This window comes from Mycobacterium lacus (assembly GCF_010731535.1).
Lineage (GTDB): Bacteria > Actinomycetota > Actinomycetes > Mycobacteriales > Mycobacteriaceae > Mycobacterium > Mycobacterium lacus.
In genome coordinates, this window is record NZ_AP022581.1 from 1,341,917 (window position 1) to 1,358,225 (window position 16,309).

General features: G+C 67.0%; 10 protein-coding genes and 3 pseudogenes. 9 read left to right on the forward strand and 4 right to left on the reverse strand.

All coding sequences use genetic code 11. The features are described 5' to 3' along the window. Positions 1-246 precede the first annotated feature (246 nt). From G6N24_RS06340 to G6N24_RS06355, 5 genes and pseudogenes are all read left to right on the forward strand, one after another. Entirely contained in the window at positions 247-2,121 is a 1,875-nt protein-coding gene (locus G6N24_RS06340; protein ID WP_085158818.1) for a PE family protein, read from the forward strand. Further along, positions 2,122-2,238, forward strand: a pseudogene (locus G6N24_RS23850) (helix-turn-helix domain-containing protein); the annotation flags it as partial. A 296-nt stretch (positions 2,239-2,534) separates the two neighbouring features. Next, complete coding sequence (locus tag G6N24_RS06345; RefSeq protein ID WP_085158821.1) at positions 2,535-4,313, forward strand: DUF3556 domain-containing protein; 1,779 nt, start codon at positions 2,535-2,537, stop codon at positions 4,311-4,313. Next, positions 4,310-5,737, forward strand: coding sequence for a phytoene desaturase family protein (locus G6N24_RS06350; RefSeq protein ID WP_085158823.1), 1,428 nt, complete (start codon positions 4,310-4,312; stop codon positions 5,735-5,737). Before G6N24_RS06345 ends, G6N24_RS06350 begins: the two co-directional genes overlap by 4 nt. A gap of 128 nt (positions 5,738-5,865) precedes the next feature. Beyond that, complete coding sequence (locus G6N24_RS06355; protein ID WP_085158841.1) at positions 5,866-6,681, forward strand: L,D-transpeptidase; 816 nt, start codon at positions 5,866-5,868, stop codon at positions 6,679-6,681. 129 nt (positions 6,682-6,810) lie between these two features. On the opposite strand, the gene G6N24_RS06360 is transcribed toward G6N24_RS06355, so the two are convergent. Continuing rightward, on the reverse strand, positions 6,811-7,500 hold the full coding sequence (locus G6N24_RS06360) for a hypothetical protein (RefSeq protein WP_139822283.1): 690 nt from the start codon (positions 7,498-7,500) through the stop codon (positions 6,811-6,813). 375 nt (positions 7,501-7,875) lie between these two features. Further along, positions 7,876-9,271 (reverse strand): annotated as a pseudogene (locus G6N24_RS06365) (IS1380 family transposase). Positions 9,272-9,543: 272 nt separating this feature from the next. Between G6N24_RS06365 and gap the strand changes: the two are divergent. Genes gap through tpiA form a run of 3 tightly spaced genes read left to right on the forward strand, consistent with a single transcriptional unit; the run spans position 9,544 to position 12,583 of the window. Then, complete coding sequence (gene gap / locus G6N24_RS06370) at positions 9,544-10,563, forward strand: type I glyceraldehyde-3-phosphate dehydrogenase (protein WP_085163051.1); 1,020 nt, start codon at positions 9,544-9,546, stop codon at positions 10,561-10,563. A 2-nt stretch (positions 10,564-10,565) separates the two neighbouring features. Continuing rightward, positions 10,566-11,801, forward strand: coding sequence for a phosphoglycerate kinase (locus G6N24_RS06375; protein ID WP_085163050.1), 1,236 nt, complete (start codon positions 10,566-10,568; stop codon positions 11,799-11,801). Continuing rightward, positions 11,798-12,583 carry a triose-phosphate isomerase gene (gene tpiA, locus G6N24_RS06380; RefSeq protein ID WP_085163049.1) on the forward strand — a complete coding sequence of 262 codons (786 nt, stop codon included), beginning with the start codon at positions 11,798-11,800 and terminating at the stop codon, positions 12,581-12,583. The genes G6N24_RS06375 and tpiA overlap by 4 nt, the downstream gene beginning before the upstream one ends. 21 nt (positions 12,584-12,604) lie before the next feature. Here tpiA and G6N24_RS06385 read toward each other — a convergent pair. Further along, a pseudogene (locus tag G6N24_RS06385) lies at positions 12,605-12,871 on the reverse strand (PE/PPE C-terminal domain-containing protein); the annotation flags it as partial. 181 nt (positions 12,872-13,052) lie between these two features. Continuing rightward, entirely contained in the window at positions 13,053-13,286 is a 234-nt protein-coding gene (gene secG, locus G6N24_RS06390; protein WP_085163047.1) for a preprotein translocase subunit SecG, read from the reverse strand. Positions 13,287-13,488: 202 nt separating this feature from the next. Here secG and ppc point away from each other — a divergent pair, with 202 nt between their 5' ends. Beyond that, positions 13,489-16,296 carry a phosphoenolpyruvate carboxylase gene (gene ppc, locus G6N24_RS06395; RefSeq protein WP_085163046.1) on the forward strand — a complete coding sequence of 936 codons (2,808 nt, stop codon included), beginning with the start codon at positions 13,489-13,491 and terminating at the stop codon, positions 16,294-16,296. The last annotated feature ends 13 nt before the right edge of the window (positions 16,297-16,309 follow it).

Sequence of the window (16,309 nt, forward strand, 5' to 3'; positions counted from 1 at the left end):
CCGATGTCGTCGCTGTCTGGGCTGTCGCTCACGTTGTTCCTTCGACCATGGCGCTGTGGGTCACTAGATGGTACCGACCGGCCAGTTCGCGGGGGAGCCGACGGGGCGAACGCTCGGGCACCGGTCGACGGGCCAAGATGTTGGCCGAAACCGCGGGATGCGCACCCCGGATCGGGCTACCATCTCCTCCTGCTCGGCATCGCCGGTGGCCGGCGAGCCGGGTTTCCTGGCCTGGCCGGAGGGGTGATGTCGTTTGTGATCGTGGCGCCGGAGGTGGTGGCGGCAGCGGCCTCCGATTTGGAGGGCATCGGCGCGGCGCTGGGCGAGGCGAATGCGGCCGCGGCGGCCGCGTTGACCCAGGTGGTGGCCGCGGCCGCGGATGAGGTGTCGGCGGCCATCGCGGCGTTATTCAGCGGCCACGGCCAGGAGTATCTGACGCTCAGCGCGCAGGCGGCGGCGTTTCATGACAGGTTTGCCCGAGCCCTCAGCGCGGGCGCGGGGTGGTATGCCAGCGCCGAGGCCGCCAATGCTTCAGCGTTACAGCTGCTGCAGAGCGCTCAGCGGGATGTGCTCAATGCGGTTGATGGCGCGTTGTTTGGCGACGCGCCCACCGGTGGGGCCGGGCAGGCCGGCGGCGCCGGTGGGTCCTCCGGCGTCCAAGCGATGATGACGTCGGCGTTGGCCCCGGGTGGGCGCACCGCGTTGATCGTGGGCTCCACCGGAACCTCGCACCCGTCATGGGGCTACATATGGCAGGTCTACGACCTGTACATCGCCCCCCATTTCTCGGGCTACACGCCATCCGGCCTCTACACGCCCGCGCAGTTCCAGCCGTGGACCGGAATCCCGAGTCTGACCTATGACCAGTCCACGGTCCAGGGCGCCGGCTATCTACACACCGCGATCATGCAGAAAGTCGCCGCCGGCGGAGACGTCGTCGTCCTGGGATTCTCCCAGGGCTCCACGGTGGCCACCCTTGAGATGCGCTATCTCGAGACCCTGCCCGCCGCCGCCCGGCCGAGTCCAGAACAGCTAGCCTTCGTGCTGCTCGGTAATCCCAACAATCCCAACGGCGGCATCCTCGCGCGCTTTCCCGGTCTATACCTCCAGTCGATCGGCCTGACATTCAACGGCGCGACTCCAGTCACCGAATACCCAACGACCATTTACACGACTCAATATGACGGCTTTGCCGACTTCCCGCAGTACCCGCTCAATATCCCGGCGGACCTCAACGCGCTGTTGGGAATTTATTACTCGCACGGCCTGTACCAGGAGCTCACGCCCGACCAGGTTGCTTCCGGGGTGGTGCTGCCGGTGTCCTCGCCGGATATCAACAGCACCTACATTCTGATCCCCAACGAGGATCTGCCGCTGCTGCGGCCTTTCCGTGGGATCGTGCCCGAACCGGTGCTGGATCTCGTCGAGCCCGACTTACGGGTAATCATCGAATTGGGCTACGACCGAACTGGATACGCGGACCTCCCCACCCCGGCCGCGCTGTTGCCGACGCACATCAACCCGATCACCGTCGCGGGCGACCTGGCCCAGGGGACCGTGCTGGGGATCGACAATGCATTGGCTGACGTAGGGTTACCGCCGCTGCCGGACGCGCCGAGCCTGCCGAGTCTGCCTTTGGTGTCGCAGCCGTCGAACATCCCCTTGACGATGCCCAGCTTGCCGCCGATCGTGCCTGACAGGATCCCGGTTCCTCCGCAGCTCGGCGGTGTCATCGGCGGCCCGCTCAATGCCCTGGATGGCTTGCTCGATACCGTCATCAACGACAACATCGATCCCGTCATAACGTCAACCATCTACCAGGCCGGTGAGGCGCTCTCGGCCGCCGCGAGCAGCCACGGCGCTCCCGCTGAACTCACTAACGCCATCTTCATTGGCGAGCAAGTGTTGCCGATCTTGGTCGAAGGACCCGGCGTCTTTGTGACAGCCGATACCCACTACCTGGTCAACGCGGTCGACGATGTGGTTGCCGGTGACCTCAGCGGATTCAATCAAAACCTGCAACTTATCCCTGCCACCAACGCGATGCTGCTGGTGTTCGCGTTCGGAATTCCCGCGGTGGCGGCTGCGGCCATCCTCACCGGGCAGGGCTTTCCGGTCTAGTTGGGCGAAACGCTGCCGGAGTTTCTGATCCGCAACCGCAGCTAGGGCGCGACGGCCGACGCAATGATGTTGCACCGCAACGCTATTCAGTATCGGGTGGCTCAGGCGATGGAACTCTCTTCCCCGTCGCAACCCGGGCGAGGCTTCCTCGATCCCTCGGAGGGCGCGGTTCGTGGTCCGATAGGTCCGCAACGAGTCTCGTGCGGCAGCACCACACAGGTTCGTCTGCCTGATGAGGGGTCCGCATGGGAGGTTGTTGCGCCAGCTGCGTGCCGCGCCGACACTCACCCGCGCCCGACCGAGCCGATGCGGATCATTGCGGACGGCCGGCTTCCGACAAACCACAGGCCTGGTGACGCCGAATAGATTGTATTGACCAACGTGTTTTCACACCCGACAGGAACGAGGCCGCCATGGGATTCATGAAGCCCGATCTTCCGGACGTCGATCACGACACCTGGCTGACCCAGCCACGGGCCGCGCGATTGCAAATCGCGACCAGGCACTGGGTGGAACACGGCTTCGGAACACCGTATGCGGCGTATCTGCTTTATCTGATCAAGATCGGCGGGTACATCGCCGCCGCGGCCGTGATCATCTCGCTGACCCCGGGCCTGGGTGGGCTGAGCCGCATCGGTGACTGGTGGACGCAACCGATCGTGTACCAGAAGGTCATCGTCTTCACGCTGCTGTTCGAGGTCCTGGGCTTTGGCTGCGGATCCGGCCCGCTGACCGGGCGGTTCATGCCGCCGATTGGCGGATTCCTTTATTGGTTGCGGCCCAACACAATTCGACTGCCCGCCTGGCCGGGTAGGGTTCCGTTCACGGGCGGAGATACCCGTACCGTCGTCGATGTCGCTCTCTACGCCATCGTGTTGTTCGGCGGGGTGTGGGCGCTGTTGTCGCCCGGCTCACCCGGTCAAGACGGGCCCGGTCCCACCGCCACCGGCGACGTCGGGCTGATCGACCCCGTCCTGGTGGCGCCGACGATCGTCGCCCTCGCGGTGCTGGGACTGCGCGACAAAACCATCTTCCTGGCCGCCCGCGGTGAGCACTACTGGCTGAAGCTGATCGTGTTCTTTTTCCCGTTCACCGATCAGATCGCGGCGTTCAAGATCATCATGCTGTGCCTGTGGTGGGGGGCGGCGACTTCCAAGCTCAACCACCACTTCCCGTATGTCGTCTCGGTGATGACGAGCAACAACGCGTTGCTGAGGAGCAAGCTGTTCAACTGGTTCAAGCACCTGCTCTACCTGGATCCGGTCGACGACCTGCGACCCTCCTGGTTGCCGAAGCTGATGGCCCATGTTGGCGGTACCACGGCGGAATTCCTGGTCCCGGGGGTCCTGGTCTTCGTCGCCGACGGTCACCAATGGCGGTGGTTCCTCATCGGTTTCATGGTGATCTTCCACCTCAACATCTTGTCCAACCTCCCGATGGGAGTCCCGTTGGAGTGGAATGTGTTTTTCATCTTTTCGCTGTTCTACCTGTTCGGGCACTACGGCTCAATCCGGGCCACCGACCTTCGGTCGCCGCTGCTGCTGGCCCTCGTGATCGCCGTGGTAGCCGTTGTGATCGCGGGAAACCTTTACCCCGAAAAGATTTCATTTCTGCCCGCAATGCGCTACTACGCCGGCAACTGGGCCACCAGCGTGTGGTGCTTCCGCGCGGGTGCTGAGGCCAAGATCGAAGCGAACGTCGTGAAAAGCTCCGCGCTCGTTGTCAATCAGCTGGCCAAGCTCTACGACGCCGCGACCGCCGAAATCATGGCCGACAAGGTGGCCGCGTTCCGGGCGATGCATACCCATGGCAGGGCGCTCAACGGCTTGCTGCCCCGCGCCTTGGGGGGTGAGGCCAACCAAGCCGACTACCGGGTGCGTGAGGGCGAGATAGTCGCCGGGCCCCTGGTCGGGTGGAACTTCGGCGAGGGCCATCTGCACAATGAGCAACTGCTGGCCGCCGTGCAGCGGCGGTGCAATTTCGACGAGGGCGACGTCCGCGTCATCATCCTCGAGGGCCAGCCGATCCACGTCCAGAAGCAGTGGTACCGCATCGTCGACGCCAAGACCGGTCTGACCGAGGCGGGCTATGTCACCGTCGGGGACATGTTGAGCCGTCAGCCATGGCCCGAGCCCGGTGACGAATTTCCCGTCCATGTGACGACGCAACGCACCACGCCCGGGAAGCCATGACGACCGCGGTCGTCGTCGGTTCGGGGCCCAACGGCCTGGCCGCGGCGATCCACCTCGCCCGTCACGGTGTTGACGTAGCGGTGCTGGAGGCTCGCGACGAGATCGGCGGGGGAGCGCGGTCGGGTGAGCTGACCGTGCCCGGACTGATCCACGATCACTGCTCGGCGTTTCACCCGCTGGGGGTGGGTTCGCCGTTCTGGAAGGAGATCGACCTTGCGAGCTACGGGCTGACGTGGAAGTGGCCGGAGATCGACTGCGCGCACCCGCTCGACGACGGCACCGCCGGGGTGCTGTACCGGTCGCTCGAGCGGACCGTGGCCGGCATGGGCTCCGACGGCAAGCGGTGGCGGGGTGCGGTGGGCGACCTGGCGGCCGGGTTCGATGAGCTGGCCCACGATTTGCTTCGCCCGATGCTCAACATCCCGCGGCACCCGATCCGCCTCGCCGGCTTCGGGCCGCGCGCGGTGCTGCCGGCCACGGCGATGGCGCGCTGGTTTCGCACCGAGCAGGCACGCGCACTGTTCGGCGGCGCGGCCGCGCACGTCTACACCCGGCTGGACCGGCCGCTCACCGCGTCGCTCGGCCTGATGATCCTGGCCAGCGGTCACCGCTACGGCTGGCCGGTCGCCGAGGGCGGATCCGGATCGATCGCCAAGGCCCTGGCCGCCGTCCTACAGGCGTACGGCGGCAGCGTCACCACGGGCGTGACGGTGACCGGTCGCGGCGACGTCCCCGATGCCGACATCGTCATGCTCGACCTCAGCCCGGCGGCGGTGCTGGGGATCTACGGCGACATCATGCCCGCCCGGATCAAGCGGTCCTATCGGCGTTACCGTCAGGGATCGTCCGCGTTCAAGGTGGACTTCGTCATCGAGGGCGACGTTCCGTGGACCAACCCCGACTGCGGGCGCGCGGGGACCGTCCACGTGGGCGGCAGCTTCGCCGAGGTCGCGGACACGGAACGGCAACGCGCACAAGGCATGATGCCACAGCGGCCGTTCGTGCTCGTCGGGCAGCAATACCTGGCCGATCCCTCCCGCTCGGCGGGCAACCTCAACCCGATATGGGCGTACGCGCACGTGCCGTTCGGCTACACCGGCGACGCCACGGCCGCCGTCGTCGACCAGATCGAGCGGTTCGCCCCGGGATTCCGCGACCGCATCACCGCAACAGTCAGCACGTCCACGACCGGGCTGGCGGCCTACAACCGCAACTTCATCGGCGGCGACATCATCGGCGGCGCCAACGACCGGCTCCAGGTCATCTTCCGTCCACGCGTGGCCATCGATCCGTATGCGACGGGTGTGCCTGGCGTCTACCTGTGTTCGCAGTCCGCGCCGCCGGGTGCGGGGATCCATGGTCTGTGTGGCTACCACGCCGCCGGCTCGGCGCTGCGCTGGCTCGCTAAGCACCGCGGCCGCTGAACTCACCTCGCCGTAGCCAAAACGTGACGGAGGCTTGATCGAATTGCCAAGGCGCGCCTTGACTTCCATTCTTCAGAGCACCCCTACCATCGCTATTGCAACTCTGTCGGTAAGAAGGAATGGATGCCATGCGGGCGGCTTTTCGGTGTGCTCTTGCCGTCTTCGGAACCGCCGCGAGTGTGGTTGCGGGGCCGGCCGGCACAAGCCTTGCGGCAGCCAACCAGGCGGGTGGGTTCGCCATCGCGTCAGTTCTGCCAACGCGCGGCGAGGTGGTGGGTGTGGCGCACCCGGTGGTGGTGACGTTCGGTGCGCCCATAACCAACTCGGCCAGCCGGCACGCGGCCGAGCGTGCCGTTGCAGTCAGATCGGCGCCCGCGATGACCGGCAAGTTCGAATGGCTCGGCAACAGCGTCGTGCGGTGGGTTCCCGACCGCTTCTGGCCGGCGCACAGCACGGTGGCGCTTTCGGTCGGCGGCCTGTCGACGGACTTTAAGACGGGTCCCGCCGTCGTCGGTGTTGCCAACATCTCGGAGCACACCTTCACGGTGAGCATCGACGGAGTCGAGGCGGGACCGCCGCCTGCACTACCAGCGCCACACCACCGACCTCACTTCGGTGAAGAGGGGGTGATGCCCGCCTCGATGGGCAGGCCGGAGTATCCGACGCCGGCCGGCTCCTACACCGTCCTGTCCAAGGAACGCTCGGTGATCATGGATTCGAGCAGCGTCGGCATCCCCGTCGACGATGCCGACGGTTACCGGCTTGCGGTGGATTACGCCGTCCGCATCACCAGCCGCGGCCTCTACGTGCATTCGGCGCCGTGGGCCGTCCGATCGATGGGACTCGAGAATGTCAGCCACGGCTGCATCAGCCTGAGCCCCGAGGACGCGGAGTGGTACTACAACACGGTCAACATTGGCGACCCGGTGATCGTGCAGGAATAGCAGCGGCCAAGGCCGCCGATGTCAAGAGGCTCCGTAGCTCGGTGATGCGCGTCGGCACCCGCGTCGAGATGTCGTTACCCTGCATCCCCGGTGCGCCGCGCCACCCACGGGCGTGAGCCGCCGCACGCCTCAGCGCGCGCCCATGCCCGAAGGACCGGGCGGAACCGGCTGGCCGGGCACGGGCCCGCCAGCTGGCGCCGGACCACTCGGCGCATCCTTCACCCCAGACATGTCGATGATCGGAGCGCCGGCCGCAGCATCCACGGGCGCACCAGCCAGGACCGGCCCAAGCGCGATCAGCGGGGCACCAACCGGCACCACCGGCATCGGCGCAACCGCTGGCACCGGGACTGGGGCGACCGCGGGCACCGGGACTGGCGCGACCGCCGGGACTGGGGCGACCGCCGGGACTGGGGCGACCGCCGGGACTGGGGCGACCGCGGGCACCGGGACTGGCGCGGCCGCCGGGACTGGGGCGACCGCGGGCACCGGGACTGGCGCGGCCGCCGGCACCGGCACTGGCGCGGCCGCCGGCACCGGCCCAGGCGTAACCAACGGAACACCAGCCATATCAGTGAGTGCAGCGCTGCACACGTCCGCGGCCACCGGGCCGCCGGCGGCCACCGGTCCACCAGCGGCCACCGGTCCGTCGGCGGCTCCCGGCGCGTCGCCCGCCAGCCCCTGGATGCACGCATGGCCGCCCGTTATCAGCGGGGCGGCCGCCGCGTCCGGGCTCAACGCAATAACAGCAGCTCCGCACAACCCAGCGCTGGCAACCATTTTGATGTTGAACCGATCGACGATCGCCATCAGCGTCAACTCTCCTTCATTCGCGCTCAGATATTTCGCAGTCAATTCGTGCAGTGGAACCGCATAGCCGTACCGAGGTCGTTTTTCGACGACTGCCCAATTGTCGGCAACCCATGTGGAACACGAGCCGCGCCGCACCGCGCCGTTTCCAAATGGTGACGTCACGACGGCGTCACAAGTCGGCGCAATTCCACAAACACCTGCGGACCTGCACTAGCCTCGATTTTTCGCGCTGCTTGATGGGTGGGGTGTGAGCGGGGTTCTGGCCGGCTGGTGACGCCGATTCTGGCAGGTGGGTGCGACAGGTCGCCGGCTGTCGTGCCGGTGGGCGGGCTTCCTGGGGGCCGGGGTCTTTCGTCTGGTCGGGTCAGGGAGGTCGGGTGGTTAGGTGAAGGCGGCGCGGATGCGAATCCAGGCGGCGGTGATGGCCTTGGCCCAGCGCCAGGTGGCGTCGATGCGCAGGCGAACCTGGCGGGCGCCGCGGGTGATGCGGGCGGCCACGTGCAGCACCCGGTAGCGGAAGGCGGCGATCTCGCAGCGCGCCAGGTCCGGGTCCTCGGTGAAGCCGATCAGTTTGGTCCAGGCGATCAGATCGGTGGCTGCCAGGACGATTTCAAGCCAGGCGGCATTGGCGTCAAAAGCACTGAACGGTAGATTCCGCAGGCCGGTGGCTTTGGCTTGGCGGATGCGGTCTTCCACCCGGGCGTGTTGGCGGTGGCGCAACTCCAGGCCGGCCAGCTGGCCGGGGATGGCCCCGTCGGCGGTGTCGGTGAGAAACCCGGTGACCCGGTGGCCGTCAGAATCGGTGAACCGCAACTGGGCGCCGGGGTGCGGGCGCTCCTTGCGTAGGACCAACCGCGTGCCGGCCGGCCAAGCCGACAGATCCACCAGATCGGTGGCCTCGGCGACCCAGGCGCCGTCGCGGATGGCGCCGTCGGTGTCGATGGCCGGATACCAGGCATCGGCGTCGTTGAGGATCTCGACAGCGTTTTGCACGCGGGAGTCGATGACCGCGCCCAAGGAGAACCCCACGTGCGCGGTACGGCAGGCCGCGGCGAACCCGTAGGTGGCCCCGGCCGAATCCGAGCGGATCAACACCGCCGGCCCGTCGGGGTTGTCCGGGTCGGGACGGTAGGCCGCCGGTAGCGATTCCAGCGCCTGCTCAAGAACGGTGATGTGGTCGGCGGTGGTGTTCGAGCCGGCGTTGCCTGCGCGCAGCAACCCGGCCAAGGCCTCCCCGGCGGCGATGTCGGGACGGTCCAAAAACACCAGCAGCGGGTGGAATCCGAAGGTTTTCTTCCAGGTCGCTGCCGCGTTTTCCTTGTTGTCGGAATGATCAACGCAGATGGTGGCATCGACATCCAGGTGCAGCCACCCACCGTGCTCGGGGCCGCCCGGCCGCCCACGCCTGGGCGCGGGCATGCGCGCGGGCCGCCCGAATCCCCGGCAGATGCGCGGCGTCGATGCGCTCATCAACCAACCGCCACAGCGTGCTCGTCGAGGCCACCGGCCCGAACGCCTGCTGGCGGTCACCCCACAATGCGCCGACCGAATCGATGCAGTCCGCGCCGTCGGCCACCGCCGCGGCCAGATCAGCGAACACCACCCCGGGTGCATGCATCCACGGCCCCCGGTAGGTATCGGCCAACACGGCTGTGACCTGCGACGACAGCCCGGTCAGATCGGCGACCTCCCGCAGCATGCCCACCCCGGCATGCGACACGACACCGGCACCGTCGGCTGATACTTTCACCCGCGGACCCGCTGCGCTACCGTTCACTTAGAAAGTGCCTCCCCGCTGGATACTGACGACTTGAAGAAACCTCATTATCCATTGCAGGACAGGCACTTTCGCTAACTCAACACCGTGTCACGCACAGTTTCGCGAAAAATCCGGGCTAACGCGTTTCCGCTGGTGGGCCTCGCCCGGCGGATGCGCCGGGACACCCGCAGCGCATTCCCGTCATCGGCTGGCGGTCGGCGCCAGGTGCCACTGATCTAGGCTGACGGCGAGCGCTCTTCAGCGGACATAAGGAAGACAGGGAGAGACAAGTGACGGTCCGAGTGGGTATCAACGGCTTCGGTCGTATCGGACGCAACTTCTACCGGGCTTTATTGGCTCAACAGGAGCAGGGGACCGCCGACATCGAGGTGGTGGCTGTCAACGACATCACCGACAACAGCACGCTGGCTCACCTGCTCAAATTCGACTCTATCCTGGGCCGGCTGCCGCAGGACGTCAGCCTGGAAGGCGAAGACACCATCGTGGTGGGCCCCGCGAAAATCAAGGCGCTCGAGGTCAGGGAGGGTCCGGCGGCGATGCCGTGGGGTGATCTGGGCGTCGACGTCGTCGTCGAATCCACCGGCCTGTTCACCAACGCGGCCAAGGCCAAAGGCCACCTGGCGGCCGGCGCCAAGAAAGTGATCATCTCCGCACCCGCCACCGACGAGGACATCACCATCGTCCTGGGCGTCAACGACGACAAGTACGACGGCAGCCAGAACATCATCTCCAACGCGTCGTGCACGACGAATTGCCTTGCGCCGCTCGCCAAGGTGCTCGACGATGAGTTCGGCATCGTCAGGGGTTTGATGACCACCATCCACGCCTACACGCAGGACCAGAACCTGCAGGACGGGCCGCACAAGGACCTGCGCCGGGCCCGCGCCGCCGCCCTGAATATCGTGCCGACCTCCACCGGGGCGGCCAAGGCCATCGGCCTGGTGATGCCCCAGCTGAAGGGCAAGCTGGACGGTTACGCCCTGCGGGTGCCGATCCCCACCGGCTCGGTGACCGACCTGACCGCCGACCTGTCCAAATCGGCCAGCGTCGATGAGATCAACGCGGCCTTCAAGGCTGCCGCCGAGGGCAGGCTGAAGGGCATCCTGAAGTACTACGACGCGCCGATCGTCTCGAGCGACATCGTTACCGACCCGCACAGCTCGATCTTCGACTCCGGTCTGACCAAAGTGATCGACGACCAGGCCAAGGTGGTGTCGTGGTACGACAACGAGTGGGGCTACTCCAACCGGCTTATCGACCTGGTCGCGCTGGTCGGCAAGTCGCTCTAGCCGTGACGGTACACAACCTCAAAGACCTTCTGGCGGAGGGTGTTTCGGGTCGCAGCGTGCTGGTGCGCTCCGACCTGAATGTCCCGCTGGAGGACGGCGCGATCAGCGACCCCGGCCGGATCACGGCGTCGGTGCCGACATTGAAGGCGCTGCTCGAGGCCGGCGCCAAGGTGGTGGTCACCGCGCACCTGGGTCGTCCCAAGGACGGGCCCGACCCGCAGCTGTCGCTGGCACCGGTCGCCGCCGCGCTGCGCGAGCAATTGGGCCGGCACGTGCAGTTGGCCGGCGATGTCGTCGGCGCCGACGCGCTGGCCCGTGCCGAGGGCCTGACCGACGGCGACATCCTGATGCTGGAGAACATCCGTTTCGATCCGCGCGAGACCAGCAAGGACGATGACCAGCGCCTCGCCCTGGCCAGGCAGCTAGCCGAATTGGTCAGTCCGGGAGGAGCTTTCGTTTCCGACGGCTTCGGGGTGGTGCACCGCAAGCAAGCCTCGGTCTACGACGTCGCCACCCTGCTGCCGCACTACGCCGGCACGCTGGTCGCCGACGAGATCCTGGTGCTGGAGCAGCTGACCAGCTCGACCCAGCGGCCGTACGCGGTGGTGCTCGGCGGATCAAAGGTATCCGACAAGCTCGGCGTCATCGAGTCGCTGGCGACAAAAGCCGACAGCATCGTAATCGGCGGCGGCATGTGCTTCACATTCCTTGCCGCGCAGGGCCTTTCGGTTGGCAAATCGCTGCTGGAAGACGACATGATCGAAACCTGCCGCAGGCTGCTGGACACCTATGCCGACGTGCTCCGGCTGCCCGTCGACCTGGTAGTGACGGAAAGGTTCGCCGCCGATTCGCCGCCGCGGACGGTGGCCGCTGACGCCATCCCGGACGACTTGATGGGCCTGGACATCGGCCCGGGATCGATCAAACGGTTCGCCACCCTGCTGTCCAACGCCAGGACCGTCTTCTGGAACGGCCCGATGGGCGTTTTCGAATTTCCCGCCTATGCGGCGGGCACCAGAGGGGTCGCAGAAGCGATCGTCGCCGCGACCGGTAAAGGCGCGTTCAGCGTGGTCGGCGGCGGTGACTCCGCGGCCGCGGTGCGTGCGCTCGACATCCCCGAGACAGCCTTCTCGCACATATCCACCGGGGGCGGCGCATCGCTGGAATACCTCGAGGGCAAGACGCTGCCTGGCATCGAGGTGCTCGGTCGTGCACAGCCAAACGAAGGAGACATGTGAGCCGCAAGCCGCTGATAGCCGGCAACTGGAAGATGAACCTCAATCACTTCGAGGCGATCGCGCTGGTGCAGAAGATCGCGTTCTCCTTGCCGGACAAGTACTACGACAAGGTCGACGTCACGGTCATCCCGCCGTTCACCGACTTGCGCAGCGTGCAAACCCTGGTCGACGGCGACAAGCTGCGGTTGACCTATGGGGCGCAGGACTTGTCGCCACACGACTCCGGTGCCTACACCGGTGATATCAGTGGGGTCTTCCTGGCCAAGCTGGGCTGCAGCTACGTTGTCGTCGGGCATTCCGAGCGGCGCACGTACCACAACGAGGATGACGCGCTGGTGGCCGCCAAGGCCACCGCCGCGCTGCGGAACGACCTGACCCCGATCGTCTGCATCGGTGAGCACCTCGACGTCCGTGAGGCGGGAAATCACGTGAGCCACAACGTCGAACAGCTGCGCGGCTCGCTGGCCGGATTGTCCGCCGAGCAGATCGGCTCCGTCGTCATCGCCTACGAGCCGGTCTGGGCGATCGGCACCGGGCGGGTGGCCAGCGCCGCCGACGCTCAGCAGGTGTGCGCGGCGATCCGCCAGGAGCTGGCGTCGCTGGCGTCATCGAGGATCGCCGAAACGGTGCGGGTGCTCTACGGCGGCTCGGTGAACGCGAAAAACATCGGCGAGATCGTCGCCCAGGACGACGTCGACGGCGGCCTGGTCGGGGGAGCGTCGCTGGATGGGGAACAGTTCGCGACGCTGGCGGCCATCGCCGCTGGCGGGCCGTTGCCGTAGGTCAGGAACCGGGCGGTCCGGTCACCCTCCCGAGAGTGGGCGCGTCATCACCCTGGGCGTGACACCGTAGCGGGGCACCACGCCACCGCGCCCGGTCCCCGTCGGGGCCATCCCGGGCATTCCCGGCATCCCGGGCGCTGCGGCATCGCCGGCCGGCAGCGTGGTCATTGGGGTGCCCTGAAACGCCCTGACCGTGGTGACTGCCGGGGCGGTCCAGGCGGGCGGCACCGACAGTTGCCCGACCGAACCAGCGCTGCGCAATGCCGCAGACACCTCGCCAATCCCCGCGCCCAGCCCACCCTTGGCTGGCGCTGTCATGCGGAATTCACGGTGGGCCGCCTTTCGAGTCTGCGACGGCTTCGAGCACTGTGCGCTTCGATTACTTTCCCGACGCCGGGCTACGCCCGGCGACAGACGGGATGGGCAAACCCCGGGCGAAGGCCCGAGGCATGCGCCCAAGAAGTTCCGGTCAGCGGTATTTGATCAGTAGCGCAATACCGATGATGGACACCAGCCAGATGCCGGTGATGAACAGCGTCAACCGGTCGAGGTTCTTCTCCACCACCGTCGACCCGGACAGGCTTGACTGCACACCGCCGCCGAACAGCGTCGACAGGCCACCCCCCTTCGCACGGTGCAGCAGCACCAGCAACACCACCAGCACACTGGTGATCACCAGGGTGATCTGCAGCGCCAATTCCATGACCGGCAGCCTACCGAATGGGGTTGGACCCACCAACGGCGCCGTGCCTGCGATGAGTCTGCGGTCACGGCATCCAACCTGCGGCCAGGGCGTGGGAATTCGCGTAACCCGCGCCGTGTGCGCAGGTTGGATGCCGTGACCGCAGACCCGAAGCCCGGCCGACAACGGGCGCCGGGCGAGCCGGTCGCTGATACTGGGACGCATGGTCGAGGTCTCCGATACCGCGCTGGAACCCATCGGCGATGTCCACCGGACCCGCCTCGGGCGCGAGGCGACCGAGCCGATGCGCGCCGACATCAGGCTGCTGGGCGGCATCCTCGGCGACACCGTGCGCGAGCAGAGCGGTGAGGAGGTTTTCGACCTCGTCGAGCGGGCCAGGGTGGCGTCTTTCCGGGTGCGTCGCTCCGAGATCGACCGGGCCGAGATGTCGCGGATGTTCCACCGCATCGACATCCGCGAGGCGATTCCGGTCATCAGGGCGTTCAGCCATTTCGCGCTGCTGGCCAATGTCGCCGAGGACATTCACCGGGGAAGGCGCCGCGCCATCCACGTGGCAGCCGGGGAGCCGCCGCAGGACAGCAGCCTGGCCGCCACATACATGAAACTCGATCTGGCGCAATTGGATTCGGCTACGGTTGCCGAGGCCCTAAAGGGTGCGCTGGTTTCGCCGGTGATCACCGCCCATCCCACCGAGACCCGGCGCCGCACCGTTTTCGTCACCCAGCACCGGATCACCGAGTTGATGCGGCTCCACGCGGAGGGGCACACCGAAACCGATAGCGGCCGGAGCATCGAACTCGAATTGCGCCGACACGTCCTCACCCTGTGGCAGACCGCGCTGATCCGGCTCTCTCGACTGCAGATCAGCGACGAGATCGCGGTCGGGTTGCGGCTGTACCCGTCGGCGTTCTTCGAGGTGATCCCGCAGGTCAATGCGGAGGTCCGGGAAGCATTGCGGGCACGCTGGCCGGACGCCCACCTGCCGTCCGAACCGATCCTGCAACCGGGTTCCTGGATCGGCGGTGACCGCGACGGAAACCCGAACGTGACGGCCGACGTGGTGCGGTTGGCCACCGGCGCCGCGGCGTTCACCGCGCTGGCGCACTACCTGTCCGAACTCACCGACCTCGAGCAGGAGCTGTCGATGTCGGCCCGGCTGATCACGGTCACCCCCGCACTGGCCGCGCTGGCCGGCGGCTGCCAGGAGCAAGCCCGCGCCGACGAGCCGTACCGGCGGGCATTGCGGGTGATCCGCGGCCGGCTCACCGCCACCGCCGCCGAAATACTGGACCGCCAACCGCAACACCAGCTTGACCTGGGCCTGCCACGGTATTCCACGCCCGCCGAGCTGCGGGCCGATCTCGACGTCGTCGATGCCTCGCTGCGCACCCACGGCGCCGGGCTGTTGGCCGACGATCGGCTGGCCCTGCTGCGCGAAGGCGTGCACGTCTTCGGCTTCCATCTGTGTGGCCTGGATATGCGGCAAAACTCCGACGTGCACGAAAAAGTGGTCGGCGAGCTGCTGGCGTGGGCGGGTGTACACCCGGACTACAGCTCGTTGCCGGAAGACGAACGGGTTGCGCTGCTGGTTGCCGAACTGGGCACCCGGCGGCCGCTGGTCGGGGACCGTGCGCGGCTGTCCGAGCTGGCCCGTAGCGAGCTGGACATCGTCGCGGCGGCCGCGCACGCGGTCGAGATCTACGGTCCCGCCTCGGTGCCCAACTACGTCGTCTCGATGTGCCGTTCCGTGTCGGACGTGCTGGAGGCCGCGATCCTGCTGAAGGAGGCCGGCCTGTTGGACGCCTCCGGGCCGCAGCCCTACTGCCCCGTGGGCATCTCCCCACTGTTCGAGACGATCGAGGATCTGCATAACGGGGCGACGATTCTGCAAGCGATGCTGGACCTTCCGCTCTACCGAGCGCTGGTGGCTGCGCGCGGCGAATCCCAAGAGGTGATGCTCGGCTACTCCGACTCCAACAAGGACGGCGGGTACCTGGCCGCCAACTGGGCGGTCTACCGGGCGGAGCTCGCCCTGGTCGAAACCGCCCGGAAGACCGGAATTCGGTTGCGGCTCTTTCACGGTCGCGGCGGCACCGTCGGCCGCGGCGGCGGTCCCAGCTACCAGGCCATCCTGGCCCAGCCGCCGGGAGCGGTGAACGGCTCATTGCGGCTCACCGAGCAGGGCGAGGTCATCGCCGCGAAATACGCCGAACCACAGTTGGCGCGCCGCAACCTGGAGAGCCTGCTGGCCGCCACCCTGGAATCGACGCTGCTGGATGTCGAGGGCCTTGGTGACGGGGCGGAGCCGGCCTACGCCGTGCTCGACGAGGTGGCCATGCTGGCGCAGCGGGCGTACGCCGAATTAGTCCATGAGACACCGGGTTTCGTCGAATACTTCAAGGCCTCCACGCCGGTCAGCGAGATCGGGTCGCTGAACATCGGCAGCCGGCCGACCTCACGCAAGCCCACCGCCTCGATTGCGGATTTGCGCGCCATCCCGTGGGTGCTGGCGTGGAGCCAGTCGCGGGTGATGCTCCCCGGCTGGTACGGCACCGGCTCCGCGTTCGAGCAGTGGATCGCGGCGGGCCCCGAAAGCGAAGCCGACCGGCTTCAGACGCTGCACGACCTGTATCAACGGTGGCCGTTTTTTCGCAGCGTGTTGTCGAACATGGCGCAGGTATTGGCCAAGAGCGACCTGGGCCTGGCGGCCCGTTATGCCGAGCTGGTGGCCGACGAATCGTTGCGGCGCAGGGTGTTTGACAAGATCGTCGACGAGCATCACCGAACGATAGCCATGTATAAACGCATCACGGGCCACGACGACCTGCTGGCCGACAACCCGGCCCTGGCGCGTTCGGTGTTCAACCGCTTCCCGTATCTCGAACCCCTGAATCACCTTCAGGTGGAGTTGCTGCGCCGCTACCGCTCCGGCGAGGACGACGAGCTGGTGCAGCGCGGCATCCTGCTGACGATGAACGGGCTGGCGAGCGCGCTCAGAAACAGCGGCTAGGACGGCGGCGCCC